This window comes from Chryseobacterium urinae (genome assembly GCF_030518295.1).
Classification (GTDB): domain Bacteria; phylum Bacteroidota; class Bacteroidia; order Flavobacteriales; family Weeksellaceae; genus Chryseobacterium; species Chryseobacterium mucoviscidosis.
On the sequence record NZ_JAULSJ010000001.1, the window covers coordinates 103,081 to 120,148 of the forward strand.

General features: G+C 33.4%; 14 protein-coding genes. All 14 read right to left on the bottom strand.

Annotated elements, in window-relative coordinates:
• Nucleotides 1-154: 154 nt before the first annotated feature.
• The 14 genes from QWT87_RS00455 to QWT87_RS00520 all read right to left on the bottom strand — a co-directional run bounded on the left by QWT87_RS00455 (nucleotide 155) and on the right by QWT87_RS00520 (nucleotide 16,933).
• Entirely contained in the window at nucleotides 155-772 is a 618-nt protein-coding gene (locus tag QWT87_RS00455) for a DUF4142 domain-containing protein (protein WP_302712599.1), read from the bottom strand.
• A 149-nt stretch (nucleotides 773-921) separates the two neighbouring features.
• Nucleotides 922-1,323: an RNA polymerase sigma factor gene (locus QWT87_RS00460; RefSeq protein WP_302712601.1), complete on the bottom strand. Its 402-nt coding sequence runs from the start codon at nucleotides 1,321-1,323 to the stop codon at nucleotides 922-924.
• Nucleotides 1,324-1,700: 377 nt separating this feature from the next.
• Nucleotides 1,701-2,141: a lysozyme gene (locus tag QWT87_RS00465; protein WP_302712603.1), complete on the bottom strand. Its 441-nt coding sequence runs from the start codon at nucleotides 2,139-2,141 to the stop codon at nucleotides 1,701-1,703.
• A complete protein-coding gene (locus tag QWT87_RS00470; protein ID WP_302712605.1) occupies nucleotides 2,138-2,707 on the bottom strand; it encodes a hypothetical protein in 570 nt (189 codons plus the stop codon). Before QWT87_RS00470 ends, QWT87_RS00465 begins: the two co-directional genes overlap by 4 nt.
• 27 nt (nucleotides 2,708-2,734) lie before the next feature.
• On the bottom strand, nucleotides 2,735-4,048 hold the full coding sequence (locus tag QWT87_RS00475; protein ID WP_302712607.1) for an ATP-binding protein: 1,314 nt from the start codon (nucleotides 4,046-4,048) through the stop codon (nucleotides 2,735-2,737).
• Between the two features lie 185 nt (nucleotides 4,049-4,233).
• A complete protein-coding gene (locus QWT87_RS00480; RefSeq protein ID WP_302712609.1) occupies nucleotides 4,234-4,830 on the bottom strand; it encodes a hypothetical protein in 597 nt (198 codons plus the stop codon).
• A complete protein-coding gene (locus tag QWT87_RS00485) occupies nucleotides 4,830-5,699 on the bottom strand; it encodes a hypothetical protein (RefSeq protein ID WP_302712611.1) in 870 nt (289 codons plus the stop codon). Before QWT87_RS00485 ends, QWT87_RS00480 begins: the two co-directional genes overlap by 1 nt.
• Before the next feature lie 78 nt (nucleotides 5,700-5,777).
• Nucleotides 5,778-7,649, bottom strand: coding sequence for a hypothetical protein (locus QWT87_RS00490; protein WP_302712613.1), 1,872 nt, complete (start codon nucleotides 7,647-7,649; stop codon nucleotides 5,778-5,780).
• 362 nt (nucleotides 7,650-8,011) lie between these two features.
• Nucleotides 8,012-9,061: a leucine-rich repeat domain-containing protein gene (locus QWT87_RS00495; protein WP_302712615.1), complete on the bottom strand. Its 1,050-nt coding sequence runs from the start codon at nucleotides 9,059-9,061 to the stop codon at nucleotides 8,012-8,014.
• Nucleotides 9,062-9,186: 125 nt separating this feature from the next.
• On the bottom strand, nucleotides 9,187-10,245 hold the full coding sequence (locus QWT87_RS00500) for a leucine-rich repeat domain-containing protein (protein ID WP_302712617.1): 1,059 nt from the start codon (nucleotides 10,243-10,245) through the stop codon (nucleotides 9,187-9,189).
• Between the two features lie 108 nt (nucleotides 10,246-10,353).
• On the bottom strand, nucleotides 10,354-10,908 hold the full coding sequence (locus QWT87_RS00505; RefSeq protein ID WP_302712619.1) for a hypothetical protein: 555 nt from the start codon (nucleotides 10,906-10,908) through the stop codon (nucleotides 10,354-10,356).
• A gap of 76 nt (nucleotides 10,909-10,984) precedes the next feature.
• The gene (locus QWT87_RS00510; RefSeq protein WP_302712621.1) at nucleotides 10,985-12,034 is read right to left on the bottom strand and encodes a leucine-rich repeat domain-containing protein; all 1,050 of its coding nucleotides are present in this window, start codon (nucleotides 12,032-12,034) and stop codon (nucleotides 10,985-10,987) included.
• 125 nt (nucleotides 12,035-12,159) lie between these two features.
• Nucleotides 12,160-13,218: a leucine-rich repeat domain-containing protein gene (locus QWT87_RS00515; RefSeq protein WP_302712623.1), complete on the bottom strand. Its 1,059-nt coding sequence runs from the start codon at nucleotides 13,216-13,218 to the stop codon at nucleotides 12,160-12,162.
• A 4-nt stretch (nucleotides 13,219-13,222) separates the two neighbouring features.
• Nucleotides 13,223-16,933 carry a phage tail protein gene (locus tag QWT87_RS00520; protein WP_302712625.1) on the bottom strand — a complete coding sequence of 1,237 codons (3,711 nt, stop codon included), beginning with the start codon at nucleotides 16,931-16,933 and terminating at the stop codon, nucleotides 13,223-13,225.
• Nucleotides 16,934-17,068 lie beyond the last annotated feature (135 nt).

The following is a 17,068-nucleotide window of genomic DNA, read 5'->3' on the forward strand; positions in this document are numbered from 1 at the left end:
ACAAATTTAAAAATCTGGATATTAAATCATTATGAGCAGGATCATAGTAAATTTAAATGTCGAAATTTTGCTTTTCAAACATTCAAATAAAAATATCCTCAAAATCATTTTACAGATTCTGAGGATCTTTTTAAAAGTTCTTTTTTGATCTTTTCTATTTAACAGCCATCATCGCTTTTTCGGATTCCATCAAATGATGTTCCAGCGTTGGAAGCGTTGCGCTTGCAAAAGATTTCAATGATGCTTCAGAACCCGCTGAAGCTTCTTTTTTAAATGCCGCAATATCTTCTTTATGATCGCTTACCATAAGATTTGCATACGCTTTATCAAAATCTTTTCCTTTTTTTGCTTTCAGATCGTCATACATTTTCTGTTGATCGGCATCCATAGCAGTCGGTAAAGTATAACCTACCGTCATTGCCCATTTTTTTAGTTCTTCATTAGCTTTGGTGTGATTACTCACCATCATTTCTCCCAAAGATTTTACGGTAGCACTTTCAGCGTTGGTTACAGCCAGTTTTCCCAGCATCACTTCCATCATTCCGCCTTTTGCAGCAGCATCGGCAAACATTTTGTCCTGATCGCTGAGAGAGGCAGATGTGTTTGCTGCAGGTTGTGCCGCGGTTGTAGCAGAATCGTTGTTCATCATTCCGGAATCTGCAGGAGCCGTCATTGCTGTGCTGTCTGCGGAAGTGTCTACATTTGTTGTTTCATTTTTTTTGCACGCTACCATCGCTGCGATGGCAAGAATACTTAAGATTGAATTTTTCATAATGACATTATATTTGTGGTTTGATTTTCGGATGTTTTCTTAATTGATTTCAAATGTGTAACAATTTGTCTGCCAAAAACTTAAAATAAATCCTGATATTAAAATAACGGATACCACGTTTTTGATTAAGGCTAAATATTTTCAGAAAATCATAAACTGCTGATCTCGGATTGGGAAGAAGAGGGGAAGGAATAAGGTGAAATATGATGCTTCAGCTCGAAACTGAATTCCGGAAACTGATGTAAAGTAAAATTGTATTCGATATGTTTTTCGGTAAGGAGTTCTTTAATTGCCGCAATAAGATTCTGGATCATCCAGATGTGGAAGGAATATTTCTGATCCGAAAAAAAATCTATCTTTTTCAGGACATTCAGAAAAGTTCGCTGTACGATTTCTTCTGCCAGTTCTTTGGAGGAAACCGATTTCAGAGCAAGACCATACAATATACAGCCATAGCTTTTGTAGAGTTTCTCAAATCCCTGCTGCCGGTTTTTCCTTATCAAAATACACAAGGCGGCATCTGAGCTGTTTTTGGTATTCAATTTTGTCATTTGGTGGTTGCGCTATTGTATTGAATAATACTCATTTTCACGTCATCCAACGTCATTAGAAACTTAAAATGATAGAACAGAACATCAACTCAACTGACAAATCTCTACACTCTATAAATAAAATTTTATGATTTCTATCTGAACGATCAGATACAATCTATTATACAAATGCTATGCTAAAAATTCTAATTTTGAAAAATTATGAAATTAAAACTTGAAATTCTTTAAAAACGATGCGTACAACATAATGTAAATATGATGAATTATTGACTAAAATATAAGACTTTGGCTTTGGTTTCGATATTTTAGTATATAAAAAAAGATTGCCTGAAAGACAATCTTCTAATAATGAACATATGTTCAATCCTAACCTTTATTTACTTCCCAAAAAACAAATCCGCCTCAGCTTTTCTTCTTCTCATTAGACCTGCAAGAACTTTTCCGCCCGCTGTTGTATATTTTGTGACAAACCAGTTTCTGATGGATTCAGGATCTGCTTTTTTATTGATTAACGAAAATAATGTATCGGAACCTCCTGTGTTGTAGGTGTGCGAAACAAGCGCGTCGAACTGATTTTGTGTAAGGGGAATTTTAATTTTTCCGTACACAATTTTTTCATACGTCGGTAAAACTGATGCAAACAGTTCAGTTCCTTTTTCTTTTGTAATCGGCGGATCTTTCATGGTCACTTTTTTACCTCCGGGATAATAGGTATTTCCGTAACCTATCGTCGGAATTCCCGCAGAATCCAGATAAGGTTTTGCACTGAAACCTTCGAATGATAAAATGAGCTGTATTCCTTTTTGTGATGTTTTCATTTTTTAAAATATTTGTAGGTGAAAAATGCCAGAATTATAATTCCTGCAATGATGGTAATTACGATCCATGCTCCCGCCTGAAATCCGATCACCTTTATTTTTTTGGTTTGTGAAGAAATTGTAAGATCAGACTCTTTATGAGCTTGTCTGGAAATAACTTTTCGATCATCATTCCGCATAAGAGTTACTGACTGTTCTTTTTTTGTCTCAGAAATTTTGTTGTCCGATTTTACATAATGGGTATTGATGATATATTCTGCATTCCCCACGATTGAAATACTTTGAAGAGTATCTTTCCTTACAATATTATGATAAACAAAAGGACTGGATTGATCGGATCTGCCCTTGATTAATATTTCTCCGGACTGTTCGTCCTTTCGGTTTTTTGAAAGCGTTTCTGAAGAACTGTTCTCTACTGACCGCTGACTTTTTGTACTCAGGGAATCTATTTTTACCTGTTCTGATTCCTGCTTTTTTTCTTCATAATTAGTGATCAATTTATTTTTAGTTCTACAGCCAGACACGATGCTCATTAAGGCAATCAGCAGTAAATGTTTTGCATTCATGATGTTGGTATTTAAAGTTCAATTTTGTTAAGAGAATATTTTATCCTCTTTTAAATATTCTTTCCTGATGCTTTCCAGCAGCATCTCTGAATTTGCTCTGTAACCGGATTCTTCCGACGAAATTACTTTCAGACAAACATCCTGAATGATGTTCATGATATTGGATCCTGTAAGTTCATATCTTCTGGAAATCTGCTCCAGATTAATATCTCCAAGATCTAATTGCTGCGGCAGATTGTGCTGCCAGATGCGCAGACGTTCTTCATATCCGGGATTATTGAATTTTATACAGCTATGGAAACGTCTCGTAAAGGCTTTATCCATATTATTTTTAAAATTGGAAGCCAGAATAATAAGTCCTGAAAAGGTTTCTATTCGCTGTAACAGATAAGAGACCTCCTGATTGGCATATTTATCATGCGCATCTCGAACGTTGGTTCTTTTCCCGAAAATAGCATCTGCCTCATCAAAAAACAGGATCCAGTTTTTGTTCTCCGCTTTATCAAATAATTTGGCGAGCTGTTTTTCTGTTTCACCAATATATTTGGAAACGAGCATGGAAACATCCACTCTGAAAACAGGTCTTTTCGTATATTTCCCTAAAAGACTTGCAGCAAGGGTTTTTCCTGTTCCCGGATCTCCGTAAAACAGTACTCTGAAACCCGGTTTAAGTTTTTTCTGCATTCCCCAGTCTTCCATAAGAATTCTGCTGCTGTTGTACCACGCTTCAATCCCCTGAAGTTCTTCAAGTGTAGTCTGAGGTAGTATTAAATCTGCCCATGTTCTGCTTGTATGAAGCTGTTCTGCCGGGAAATCGTTACTCATTTTAGGAAGCAGTTCTGTTCCGAACATTAAAGCCTCAAAAGCATCCTGAGGAACGCTCAACAGACTGTTTACTGAAAAGCTTTCCTTTGAAGAGCCTGAGAACACAAGAAGTTCTTCTTTTACTAATAATGAAGTCTGGGCAAAGTAGTCCAGCGCTTTTAATCGTTCGGAAATACTTTCTCCGCCGAGAATGTACTGAACAGCCTGAACTGTAGGATTAAAAAGTCTGCCGTTGTCGTTAACCGAACAGAAATCAAATAACGGACTGGATGGAAATTCGAGATAAACTCTTTTCAGTAAAGCAGGATCCAATCTTGGCAGCAAAGCCATTAAAAGAATAACAATTTCCTGATGGGTAAGATTTTTTTTCAGAATATAATTTCCCAAATGAAAGTTTTTGTAATCGTATGAATTAAATTCGGGAGCAGTAGTGAAATCATCTTCCGGATGATTAAGACGCCAAGTAATAACGCTTTCTAAATAATTGAATAAATTTTGTAATTGTGTTGGTTGCATTTTTGTTATTTTAAACCTCAAAATTCACCTTTTTCAGGGAGAAATCCTTGCTTTTTGGATGACAGTTTCTGTAGTTGCAGCAGAGTGGCAATTCGTATTTTTAAAATTGTTTGAGTTGATCTTAAAAGACTTAGATTATAAAAATCTAAGCCTAAAATTCTACAATTGATATAATGGTTTTTACGTTATGAAATTTGATCCAATAATGACTCTTTAATGGTAGTTGCGGCAGGTAAAATATGATTAAGAATATCCAATACTTCATGATTATTTTCATTAACAACAGCATATTTTAATTCCTCGGTTCCGTTTTCGATAAAGCTGTTTAAAAGATTTTTTGTAATTCCAGATTGCTGATAATTTGAGTAATAGCCGAAAAGGGAATCAATATGCTGTTTTACGCCTAATCTTATGCCGGATTCTTTAAGATAGTCAATAATTCGCTTGCGTCTTTTAATAACCAATTCTGCACTTTCTGAAACAGAAAGAGGTACATACACACGTTTAATAAGCACAGGATTTTCATAGATATCGAACCATTTAATGAGGATATTTAATCCTTTTAAAAATCCATTTTCATCCAGTTCATCTGAAAAGATTTTCTGAATTGCCAGATTCGTCTGTTCCTTGTCTAAATAGTAACCGGCAACGGCTTTTCTTCCTTTTTCATAAGTAGGTTCCCCTTTAACGATTCCATTCAGAATGGTGATATCTTTTGCCATTAGTTCAAAAGGCGTAAGATCTTTAAGATGCTGGTTTTGTTCAAATATTTTTAATTTCATTAGTCTTGATTTTGATAATTACATTCAATTCTTATATTTCTGATTCCCGTTGCCACATCACCACCCCAACCATTTTCATTATTTTCTCCTGCATACAAGTATCCCGTCATTATAAGCTGATTATTGTCTACATTGTAAACTTTACATTCAATATGTTGATTAATTTCTTTGAGATCAGCTTTATAGAAAAAATAAAGATTATCCCATAAATTATAGTGATTAGTAACACTGTCTCCATTTGAAAACAAACTTCCCCAATAAGTTGCATGAGCTCTATACATAATATTTACATTAGTATTATTAATAAATTTGATATTGGTATTAATGATGTTTATTTTCTGACCAAAATCTATTTTGGAGAACGTCAAAATAATTTTGTCATTAAAAGTTCCTAAATCAAATCCTTCAGGTAATACCTGCAAATTATTTCCTATAATTCTTTCCACAGTGAAGCTAGAATTAGAGTTAGGATTAATCTGGTAGTTGAAATAATAGTATTCTGTTTCGGCAAGTTCATCCAACTGAAACTTTTTTATTTTAACTGAGTAAGGAGCAGTACCAAAAAAGTACTTTCTTTGTTCCTGATAATTATTCGTTTTACTAACATCAATTAGTTGCTCTCCTTCATCTTGAGAATTAACTGTTAGCAAAATTTTTTCTTTTCCGAAATTGTATCCATGATATGCTAAATATGCGTTATCAATTGATGCCAAACTATTAGCTAAAATTACCGCTTCTTTATTTGTCGGGATATCTTCTCTATGTTTAAATGCATCAATTAATTCTGCAAACTGGCTTTGAGTAGGATATTTATTTTTTTCAAAGTAGATTTTTAGCTGCTCTCTGGTAGCTAATTTATTCTTTTCCATAATTTTTTAATGTTTTTATATTTTGGCTTGCCAAAAATGATATTTTCAGTTTTGTGAAAGTATTTTATTTCTATATTCTTAAGATTCGATCCAGTATTTTCCAAAATCAGTACTACAAACATTAAGATTAGAGTATGAACCTTTTCTAATAGAACACAAAGGTTTCATTGTACCTACTCCAGTAATATCTGTATTCATTGTCTTGACATCACTACCGCTTCTAACAGTAATGTTTAATATGTTCCCTACTTTTGTAAAAATAATTGTATTATTGACACTTTTTGAAATTGTATTATAATTTTGATTATAAACTAACGGAGTGAAATTTATAGAATTATAGTAACCATTCCAGTTTACTCCTGTAGTAAAATAGGATATGAAACTGTCAATAATACCTATATTAGAAGTTGCATCAGAAGACGCCATACCTATTGTTCCTCTGTTTCCTTCATATGTTTCATTTCCAACGCTACCACCTATAACAAAAACCCAGTTTTTATTAGATGGTAAAATCAAATTAGGATAAGCACAAGCCATTATTTCATCTGTCGAAAATGTATTATAATTACTATTGTTTGTTTTTAGAACTATTCCACCATTTGCAGACAAAGCTGATGCTGTATTATTAGAAGCATTAATCAAATTCCAATCGTCTACCGTTAAATGTGTAAATTTTAAATTCCCTATATTCATAATAAATTCATTTAAATCCTTTACATTGGTATCTAATGCGGTAGGACTATTTGTGTAAGTGTGAACTATATTTAAAGTTTGTGATGTTGGTGTAACAGGATTAGGTAAAGTATCCGGTATGGTTACTACCAAAGCATCACCTTCTACAACCTGTTTTGTGTTTGAGTCTATTCTTAAAACTTTGGGATGGTCTTTGTAATCACTGCCTACATCCTTCAGTCCTTTCAAAAAATAAGCATTTCCTAAAGTATTCCATGTAAAATCCGCATTCTGAGTGAAAGTTCTTGCCTGAGTATTGGTAAGATCTGCGGTAGCAATATTACTTCCCAAAGTTCCCCATGAACTTCCGTTCCAGAGATAATATCCGGCTGTGCCATCAGTCTGATAAACAACAGCTCCCGCCTGAATAGTTCCTAAAGAAATCGCAAGCCTTTGAGCCTGAGTCATTCTTGGAGCGATAAGCGCTGCTTTAGAAGAAGAATCAACAGACCAGATAATATTATTGTAGTTATTACTTCCAATTCCCGAACTGGTTCCGTTATCCTGTAATAGGCTGTTAATAAATGTTGAGCCGTTCCATCTTCCGAGATAATTGGCTGCCATCGAAGGTTTATCGAATTTATTATTAAATGTATTCCAGTCTGTATTACTCAGATAACCTGAAGTATTCGTATTAGACTGAGATATGCTTAATGTTCTGTCAGACGATAAATTGCCTCCTCCCTGTAACGGAGAAACAGTATTGATAGCTACTGTTTTTTCTGCTTTAGCATCTAATGCGGTTTGCAATCCTCCAATGTTAGAAACTGCAAACATCACATTAGACAATACGTTTCCTTTGCTGTCTTTTAACTGTAAAATGTTGGAATTTAAAGCCAGTTGCGTACCTACATTATTCACAAAATCCGAAACTGGAATGCTGTCTAAAAGCTCATTGTCTGCATTATAAAGTTCTAATGAGGCTGTAGCCGTATTATATCTTAAATCTGTCCCTTCATTGTCCAGAGACTGCAAAGAAATTTCCGACAATACGTTTCCCTGAGCATCTGCCAAAGACAGTTTTTTGCTGGTGGGTGACCACAGAAGATCAAAGTCTAATGACAGATTTTCTAACCCTTCGATTTTTTCTTTAGGAATGCTTTCCTTTTTATGCCAGTAAGAATCTAAAAATTCTGAGAACTGGGCTTCGGTAGGTTTCTTTCCGGTCTCAAAATAGAATTTTAGAATTTCTTTTGTTGTTGATTCATTTTTTTCCATACTTAATTTTTTAACTTTTCTAAGTTTTTAGCACAGCTGATTTGGATCCAATAGTATCTGTACTTGAGGGTTCAAAATTCCTTATTTTTTTCTTCTTATTAAAGTTTTTAGCCTCCTGCATTCTGTAGTTGCAGTAAGTCGTAAATTTTGTATAGCTTAAGAAGCCTTTTATTTACCGCTGGGAAATTTTACTGTTTTTTCAAAAGGAAAATAAGACACTTATATTGAATAAATGAAGCAGTATCCGAAAGGAAAACGAACATGAAAACTTTTATCGAAGAAAAATTAGAAATGAGAAACTAGAATGAAAAACTCGGGTGTAAAAAAAGAAACTGCCTCATTTTTGAGACAGTTTCTTTTTATTATCGAAACAAATTGTTTGAAATAGGAAATATTGTTGGCACAAAATGATCCGCCTCAAATTTGATGGTAACATTCTTTGGAACATCTTTAATCTCTTTAATATAATTTCCTGTAAAACATAAGGAAATAAAACATTCGGAAACCAAATTAGATAAAAAAGAAGTTTCAAACTCTTTAATTTTATTAACTTCTAAAGTTAAAAACTCCAGATTAATAAGATGATCTAAATTCTCCACTTTGGTGATCTTATTTAGACTTAAATTTAGCTCTCTTAAGTTTTTCAGATTATCCAATCCTTTGATTTTTGAAATCTCATTACGGCTTAAGTCTAATACTTCTAAATTTTTCAAGCTTTCCAAACCTTCAATTTCTTCTACATGAGTACTCGAAATAAGAAGTTGTTTGAGATTGTGTAAGGTATCCAAACCTTCAATTTTGTCTACCCTGCTTCCGTTTACTCTCAATTCTTCCAAATAGGAAAAACGCTCCAAATCGGTTATTTTTTCAATTTTAGTTTCTCCAATATTTAAAGAACGGATATTTTCACTAACCTTTAACTTTTTTATATGATCAATTTTAGTCAGAGTGACATCTAACCGCTGTAAGAACTTTAAATGTTCCAAACCATTTACTTCGAGATACGGATTGCAACTGATATATAATATTTCCAAATTAATTAAATCGCCCAACAAAGAAGTGTCTTTAAGTTCAGTTGCTCCCAAATCCAGATTTCTCAGACTTTTTAAATCTCTCAAATATCCAAATGATTTTTCCGGTAATTCATTGCCGGTTAGATCTAATGTTTCTAGCCGTGAAAAAGCATTTAATGGACGTAACATTTCCAAATTACAGTATGGAATTGCTAATTTAACAAGACTGTCTGCTATTGGTAATAATACATCAATATCCTTTAAATCAACCTTATTTAAATATAATGTTTTAATATTCCCATCTTCATCTACATCATAATAATTTTCCCAGATGTGTTCTTTGGAACGATTAATTTGAGTATCAAACTCTTTTTCCAGTTTTTTTATAAAATCTGTCATGGTTATTTTGAAATTTCTCTGCTTAAAAGTTTAAAGATAAAATAAAAAAGGAAAATTTCTAATTGAAATTTTCCTTTTAAAAGTTTCCCAGTTATTGATCTTTCAAAAACTATTATAAACTAAGTTTATTTAAAAACATCAATCGGACCACGATACAATGACGTAGGCCAACGATGTTTGTCGTCATAATTAATCTTCACATTTTCAGGTGCTGCAGCTTGAATTCTTGCAATGTCTTTCTCACCACGCATATATATATAACAGTCTGAAACTAAATTATTGAAAAACCTTGTATCAAAATAAGTAATTCGTTTATTGGCTTCCAGTAATAAAAGTTCAAGATTTATCAGACTATCCAAATTCTCTACTTTGGTTATATGATTGTCATTAAGGTTCAACCATTTTAAATTGGTTAAATGATCCAATCCTTCTATTTTAGAAATTTCGTTTAAATTTAAGTCCAAAACCTCCAATTTAGATAAATTTTCCAAGCCTTCTATACGCTTTATACCCCGTGTAGAAATAAAAAGCTTTTTAAGATCTTTGGAATTTTCTAATCCTTCTATTTTTTTTACATGAGTACAATCTATATTTAAGCTTTCCAAATTAGGAAACCGATCCAGATGCGTTATTTTTTTTATTTTAGTTCCCTCTAATTTTAATGAACGAATATTTTCGTTTGCGCAGATGTTACCTATATTGTTAATTCTACAATAAGATGTATCTAAATAGTATAAAGATTTTAAACCTTCCAGGCCTCTTACTTCATAGAGACGATCACTACCACCAATGAATAACATCTCCAGATTCGTTAGATATCCAAGATATGACGTATCTTTAAGATTGACACCTCTTAAATCCAGCTTTCTTAGATTTTTCAAATGTTTTAAATACCCCATTGTAGAACTATGCAAATTATTCAGACGTAAGCTTAGTACTTCTAAGCGGGTAAACGATTTTAACCCTCTTAAGGTTTTAATTTTACAATCGATAACAGCCAGATTAATCAAACTTTCTGCTATAGGTAATAATACATCAAGTTTATTTAAATCAACATAACGTAAAAATAATGTTATAATCTTTCCATCTTTATCCACATCATAATAATTTTCCCAGATGGGGTCTTTGGAATAGATAATTTGAGTATTAAATTCTTTTTCTAATTTTTTTATAAAATCTGTCATGGTTATTTTGAAATTTCTCAGTTTGAGAGGTTAAAGATAAACTCTTTAATAAAAAAAACTAAACTTTTAATTAAAGTTTAGTTTTAAAAGCTTTTTCTCAGAAATTATTTAAAGAAACTTATACTCGTATTTAGTATGAATATTTCCAGACATAATCTCTTCTATTATATCAAATTCATCATAGTCATCAGTATAATAGTCTGTTTTTTGTGTGGCTGCTATTACTTTAGTTCTCCTGTTTATTTCTGCAAATACTCTTTTAAGTTCTTTTTCGTGTGCTATTTCAAAAATATTTTCTCTAACATAAAAAATTACAGCTTCTATATTTTTGTTATCAAACGATCGAAAATGTACCGATATATTATAACCAAGTTCTTGTCCGTATTCATTATAACCCCAAAACATATTGTATTCATAATTACCTCCGGTAGGGTTTTTCTTAAATTCCTCTAAAGTTTTTAAGGCATCTTCCATAGTTTCTGCCTCTACTGTTTTTGAATCATCAAGGTTACTATCTGGGTTAGTATCTTCAAAATAAAAACGGCTATAACCATAAGCAATAGTGAAATTATTTTCCAGCATAATTTCATCTACTATATTTGCAATATCTTTTGTAGGTGTCTTTTCTATTACAATAACAGTGTCGGTTGTAAAATTTCCCATAATTATTTAAACTCGATTATTAATTAGATTTTCAACATTAATTTAAGAGCCCTGTAAAAACAAGGCTCTTATTGTATTATCGAAACAATTTTTTTGACTTATATAATGTTCTCGGTACAAAATGATCATCTTCAAACTTAATTGTTACATTCTTTGGAACATCTTTAATCTCTTTAATATAATCTCCTGTAAAACATAGAGAAATAAAACATTCGGACACTAAATTAGATAAAAAAGACGTATCAAACTCTTTAATTTCATTCGCCTCAAAAATTAAATACTCAAGATTTATGAGATGATCTAAATTCTCAACTTTGGTGATCTTATTTTCATTTAAATTTAGTTCTCTTAAGTTTTTCAGATTATCCAATCCTTTGATTTTTGAAATTTCATTATGGCTTAAGTCTAATACTTCTAAATTTGTTAAACCTTCTAAACCTTCAATTTCTTCTACATGAGTACACGAAATAAAAAGTTGTTTGAGATTGTGTAAGGTATCCAAACCCTCAATTTTGTCTACCCGACTTCCATTTACTCTCAATTCTTCCAAATAGGGAAAACGCTCCAAATCAGTTATTCTTTTAATATTAGTTTCTCCAATATTTAAAGAACGGATATTTTCATTGACATTTATCTTTTTTATATGATCAATTTCGGTAAGGCTTACATCTAAACGCTGTAAGAACTTTAAATATTCCAAACCATTTACTTCGAGATACGGATTGCAACTGATATATAATATTTCTAAATTAATTAAATCGCCCAACAAAGAAGTGTCTTTAAGTCCAGTTGCTCCCAAATCCAGATTTCTCAGACTTTTTAAATCTCCTAAATACCTAAATGATTTTTCTGGTAATTTATTGCCGGTTAAATCTAATGTTTTTAGCCGTGAAAAAGCATTTAATGGACGTAAAATTTTCACATTGCAGTATGGAAGAGCTAATTTAACAAGACTATCTGCTATTGGTAATAATGCATCGATATCCTTTAAATCAACCTCATTTAAATATAATGTTTTAACATTCCCATCTTTATCCATCTCATAATAATTTTCCCAGATATGTTCTTTGGAACGAATAATTTGAGTATCAAAATCTTTTTCTAGTTTTTTTATAAAATCTGTCATGGTTATTTTTGAAATTTCTTCGCTTAAAAGTTTAAAGATAAAATAAAAAAGGAAAATTTCTAATTGAAATTTTCCTTTAAAAGTTTTCCAGTTATTGATATTTTGAAAACTATTATAAATGAGGTTTATTTAAATATATTACTCGGAGCACGATACAATGATGTTGGCCAAGGATAATCGGAGTCATAATTAATCTTCACATTTTCAGGTGCTGCATCTCGAATTTTTGCAATGTTTTTCTCGCCACGCATGTATATATAACAGTCTGAAACTAAATTATTGAAAAACATTGTATCGAAATAAATAAATGGTTTATTGGCTTCCAGCAATAAAAGTTCAAGGTTTATCAGATTACCCAAATTTTCAACTTTGGTTATATGATTTTCATTAAGGTTCAACCTCCTTAAACCAGTTAAATTGTCTAACCCTTCTATTTGTGAGATATGGTTCATACTCAAATCTAAAATTTCCAATTTGGTTAAGTTTTCCAAGCCCTCAATGCACTTTAACCGCCATGTAGAAATGAAAAGTTCTTTAAGATTTTTCAAAGTTTCTAATCCTTCAATCTTTTCCACTAAAGTAGCGGTTAAATTAAGACTTTCCAAATTAGTAAAACGCTCCAGATGAGTTATTTTTTCTATCTCGGTTCCTTCCAAATTTAATAAACGGATATTATTATTTGCACAAATACTTTCAATACTCTTCATACAGCTGTTAGAAATATCCAAATAATTTAGAGATTTCAAACTTTCCAAGCCTTTTACCTCATTAATCTCATCATTTCCACCAACAAATAACATCTCCAAATTATTAAGAGTACCAAGTGATGATGTATCCTTCACATTTGTTCCTCCTAAATCTAGTTTTTTCAGCTTTTTTAAGTAACTCAAATGTTCAAGTGTAGAACTATGTAATCTATTAAGAGATAGATCCAAAGCTTCTAAATTTATAAAATATTTTAATGATTCTAAAGTTCTGATATTACATTTTACAAGTCCAAGACAAACCAGATTATCTGCGATAGGTAATAACACGTCAATTTTTTTTAAATCAATCTCATTTAAATATAATGTTTTAATATTTCCATCTTCATCAATATCATAATAATTTTTCCAGATATGTTTCTTAGAATGAATAATTTGAATATCAAACTCTTTTTCTAGTTTTTTTATAAAATCTGTCATAATTTTATCTTCTTTTTTTTGTATTTCTATATCGGTTTTCTTGTTCTTTTTCCTCCTGCTCTAATAATAAATCTGAAAATCTTTCCTCATTATTTTCTCCTTCAGGTTCACTTTTCATATCTCCATGTAATTCTTTCTTTAAAATAAACATTGCAAATGAAAAACAATCTACATCTCCTACTTTATAATTCTTTTTGTTCCATTTATTCTGATACTCCTTAATTTTTGAACTATTAATATCTCCAACTAACTTTTCATTTACATTTATTATAATATATTGCCTTTCTAGATATTCTTTAGTATCAAAACCTCTTATTGTTGCTCCATAAGGATTTTTTTTGGGACTTTGTACATTAACTACTGTTACTTTATGCTTATTTATAGTTATGATAATATCACGATTACCTCTTGCTTCAAGATCCAGCATTAATCCTGTTGGTAAAATAGCTCTAAAATGTTGTATTTTTTTTCCATCACTTTTTAGTTCTTCTCTAATAATAGCTGCCTGATCGGATCTTAGCGGAATTTCTTTACCGTCTGACATTTTTAATATTGTTCCTTTTTCATCTGGATTAACTTTACCAAATATATAAGCCCAAGTCCCAGCTGAATCTACTTTTCCCGTAACAATCTCTAATTCTTTTAGTTCATAGGTTTGTTTTATATTTTTTAAACGTTTTTCTCTTTCTTCTGGGGTTAAGCTCTTATCTTTTAACAATTCTGTACCTTCTTCCACTGCTGCATGTAAATCCCTCTTCTTTTCTTCAGTAGTACGAAGGTCTTCTCCTTTTTTCTCCTTCTTCTCTTTCTTATCACCAAAACCAATCTTCCCAAGCAGTCCTTTTGTTTTCCCTTTAATAAAGTTCCAGAACTTCACAATGGCCTTTTCAACCCGTTGTCGGATCTTTTTTACTACACCGATAACTTTATCTACCAATCCGCTAAGACCTGCCAAGGAAGCCAGGAAGCCTATCACGACTGGGATTGCTCTTCCCAATGCATTTTCTATCGCTTTCGCTACCGCTGCTACATTTCCGCTGGCAATCGCTTTAATACCTTCCGTAATGGCTTTTACCAGCTCCATGATCTGTGCAGCCTTCTGGATAAAGAATTTCACCAGATCGATAATCATCATTGCCGCTTTTACAAATGCTCCTGCCGGAGTAAGCAAGCCCAAAATAAACTTAATTCCTGCCTGTATTGCCTCCGTTTTAATGATATCGATAATGGTATCCATTACGGTGGCTTTAAGATCAGCAAACTGGTCTTTCACATGTTCCCAAAGTCCGGCAAAACCATCTTTCTGAACAATCTGTACCATTTTGAAACTTCCTTCAAGTACCTTCATTGCAGGTTCTCCAACTACTGAAGCTCCAATTCCTCTGATATTATCCCATGTTAATCCGAGCATCTGGGTACTGATGGAGAAAATACCTTTTAATGAGAATATATCTTCCGGCAAAGTGAAAGAAATATTTTTCATTGCTCCGGTCAGCCATCCGAAGAAACCGGTCTTAAGGTGTGTCCAGATGTTTTTTCCGAAATTAGTAAATCCTTGGGAAACTCCGGCAATAAGATTGGATAAAAATCCTATCGGATCTGCAACAATTGCCATTACTGCACTTACCGCTCCGGAAAGCAGCTCTGTAAGTGTTTTTCGGATTTCCATGATCGTTTTCGCCACTCCCACTGTTGCATCTTCTGCAGCTGCGATGAATCCTCGGTTACGGTTCTTAATATCAACAATAAGTTCATCCACTTCTTTCAGTGCATCATTGTACTTCGTTGCCAAAGAATCGATTAATGAAGATTCTTTTTCACTGATCGAATTTTCAAGTTCTTTAAACTGTCCCTGAATTGCATCAATATCTCCTTTAATGGCTTTTCTTAAATCCGCAGGAAGATTTTTAATAAAGGTAACGACTTTCTGGCGTCCGGAAGCAATAGACGCTTTTGCGGCATTCAATCGTGAGGTTACCAATTCAGCAATTTTAGTAATAACCCCATCCATGGCGGTAATAAAATGATCCCGACCCTGTTTATAAAACACATTAACTTCATCTGGCAATTTTCGATTCCATGCATCCGTCAGACGTTTGCCGTAATTTTCATAATCTCTCCAGCTACCATACCGTTTGGCTTTATATGCCTCTAATTTTTGGGTTACTTCTCTTTCAAAAGCTTCTTTTGCTTTTTTTGCCCCATCATCAAACATCTGGGTAACTTTACTTTCAAGGTCATTTAACTGTCCGTCAACTGACTTTTTGGTCTCTGCATAAATAGAATTCAGCTTATCCACAACATCCTGATGTTTGGCGGTATTTTTCTCACCGGCTTTATGCTGCTTGCTGGTTACACTATCCAGCAGTCCTTTTCTGCTTTGGTGCATTCCCTCCATTGTGCTGTTGGTTTTACCCTGAGCTTCGCGTTTAGAGGCTTCCAGCTTTTTGTTTTCTTCATTTTTAAATTCCTTTGGAGCTTTTTCCGCGTTGTCTTTAGCTGCTTTTTTAGCATTAAGGGCATTGATGAAATCCGGTTCGTTGGATTTTGCCAACTGCTCATCCGTGATCCGTTGCTTAGCAAACTGCTGTTCAACAGACCTGTAACTTTTAGCAATCGGCAGGCTGAATTCGGAGTCTCCTCTCTTAGCAGGCATTGCTTCAGAAGCTTTTATATTTACTTTAGAACCTATTTTCGGATCTGGCAGTGCTGTTGCTTTACGCTGCGCAATTTTAGCCTCATTAGGCTCTTGCTTTGCTACAGCCTCAATACTTCCGGTCACATTATTTTTTGATACAACCACATCTCCTTTAATTGATTGGTTGACAGAAGCAATATTGTTATTTTTTTCAAAATTATCTGCGTCACCTTGCCTTTCAGGTAATTTTACGGTCTTAATCCTCTTATTCAATTTTGCCTTAAAATCTGAAGCTTTAAAAGGACTTGCTTTTTGCTGATCAAGCTGTTCTACCTGCTGACCCCTTGCTTTCGATTTTCGTTCTCCGGCAGGTACGGCAGCAGCAGCGTTGGCATGGCTTTCTGCCTTTTCTTTGGAACTGTGTGTGCTTTTCACTTTTGCCGTATTTTTAACCACACCTATAGTCTGGTTAAATTTCGGATCACTGTTCGCGCTGGTTGGCGTTGTTCTAGCGGCTTCTTCCTGTTCGCCTGCTAAAGTAAACTCTGAACTGAGATCCATTGCAGCAACGGAATCCTGCACTTCAGATATATTAACAGAATCTGCTAAGGCTGGAACTGCTGTTTCAGAATTACTATTACCGTTGCTTTGAGCCATTGCAGCCTGTTCCTCCAACGTTTTCGGCACATACGTTCCGGATTTCAGATCATGATAATCTTTAACCTGACTAATGTTCAGCGTAGAAGTGTAATTTTTTTCTGCTTTTTTGGTATCCGGATGATTGATATCTCCGGTTTCTGCCAGACTTTCCTGATGCTTTTTAAACATGATCTCAGAACCCTGATCGTAAATAGTCTGTGAACCGTGAACCGGAGCGATAATTCCGCTTGCATTCGTCTTATTGATATTCGGGGTTGCGAATCCTGCAAGAGCTGCAGATTCTTCAGGCTTTTGTGTTTGTAAAGGAGCCACTTCCGCCACGGGCAGAGGTACCACCACCAGCTTTTTAGCCTTCTGCTTTTTGCTCTGGCTATGATGGTTTTTGTTGTCTTTTTCTACAGGTTTTGCTGCTTTCATTGACTTGGTGTTTTTTAATTATATTTTGTTTAAAAGACACGTAAAGCGCAACAGTGGGGCTGCGCTTTACCGTACCTTACAGAACTGAAAAATCAGACGCGGTAACGTATTTTTTTAAGATTTTACTGCCTGTAA

What these genes read in the sequence shown, in the direction of transcription:
- QWT87_RS00480 (WP_302712609.1), bottom strand. Translation starts at nt 4,830, where the DNA reads ATGAAATTAAAAATATTTGAACAAAACCAGCATCTTAAAGATCTTACG.
- QWT87_RS00500 (WP_302712617.1), bottom strand. Translation starts at nt 10,245, where the DNA reads ATGACAGATTTTATAAAAAAATTAGAAAAAGAATTTAATACTCAAATT.
- QWT87_RS00470 (WP_302712605.1), bottom strand. Translation starts at nt 2,707, where the DNA reads ATGAATGCAAAACATTTACTGCTGATTGCCTTAATGAGCATCGTGTCT.
- QWT87_RS00460 (WP_302712601.1), bottom strand. Translation starts at nt 1,323, where the DNA reads ATGACAAAATTGAATACCAAAAACAGCTCAGATGCCGCCTTGTGTATT.
- QWT87_RS00510 (WP_302712621.1), bottom strand. Translation starts at nt 12,034, where the DNA reads ATGACAGATTTTATAAAAAAACTAGAAAAAGATTTTGATACTCAAATT.
- QWT87_RS00490 (WP_302712613.1), bottom strand. Translation starts at nt 7,649, where the DNA reads ATGGAAAAAAATGAATCAACAACAAAAGAAATTCTAAAATTCTATTTT.
- QWT87_RS00485 (WP_302712611.1), bottom strand. Translation starts at nt 5,699, where the DNA reads ATGGAAAAGAATAAATTAGCTACCAGAGAGCAGCTAAAAATCTACTTT.
- QWT87_RS00465 (WP_302712603.1), bottom strand. Translation starts at nt 2,141, where the DNA reads ATGAAAACATCACAAAAAGGAATACAGCTCATTTTATCATTCGAAGGT.
- QWT87_RS00475 (WP_302712607.1), bottom strand. Translation starts at nt 4,048, where the DNA reads ATGCAACCAACACAATTACAAAATTTATTCAATTATTTAGAAAGCGTT.
- QWT87_RS00455 (WP_302712599.1), bottom strand. Translation starts at nt 772, where the DNA reads ATGAAAAATTCAATCTTAAGTATTCTTGCCATCGCAGCGATGGTAGCG.
- QWT87_RS00520 (WP_302712625.1), bottom strand. Translation starts at nt 16,933, where the DNA reads ATGAAAGCAGCAAAACCTGTAGAAAAAGACAACAAAAACCATCATAGC.
- QWT87_RS00515 (WP_302712623.1), bottom strand. Translation starts at nt 13,218, where the DNA reads ATGACAGATTTTATAAAAAAACTAGAAAAAGAGTTTGATATTCAAATT.
- QWT87_RS00495 (WP_302712615.1), bottom strand. Translation starts at nt 9,061, where the DNA reads ATGACAGATTTTATAAAAAAACTGGAAAAAGAGTTTGATACTCAAATT.
- QWT87_RS00505 (WP_302712619.1), bottom strand. Translation starts at nt 10,908, where the DNA reads ATGGGAAATTTTACAACCGACACTGTTATTGTAATAGAAAAGACACCT.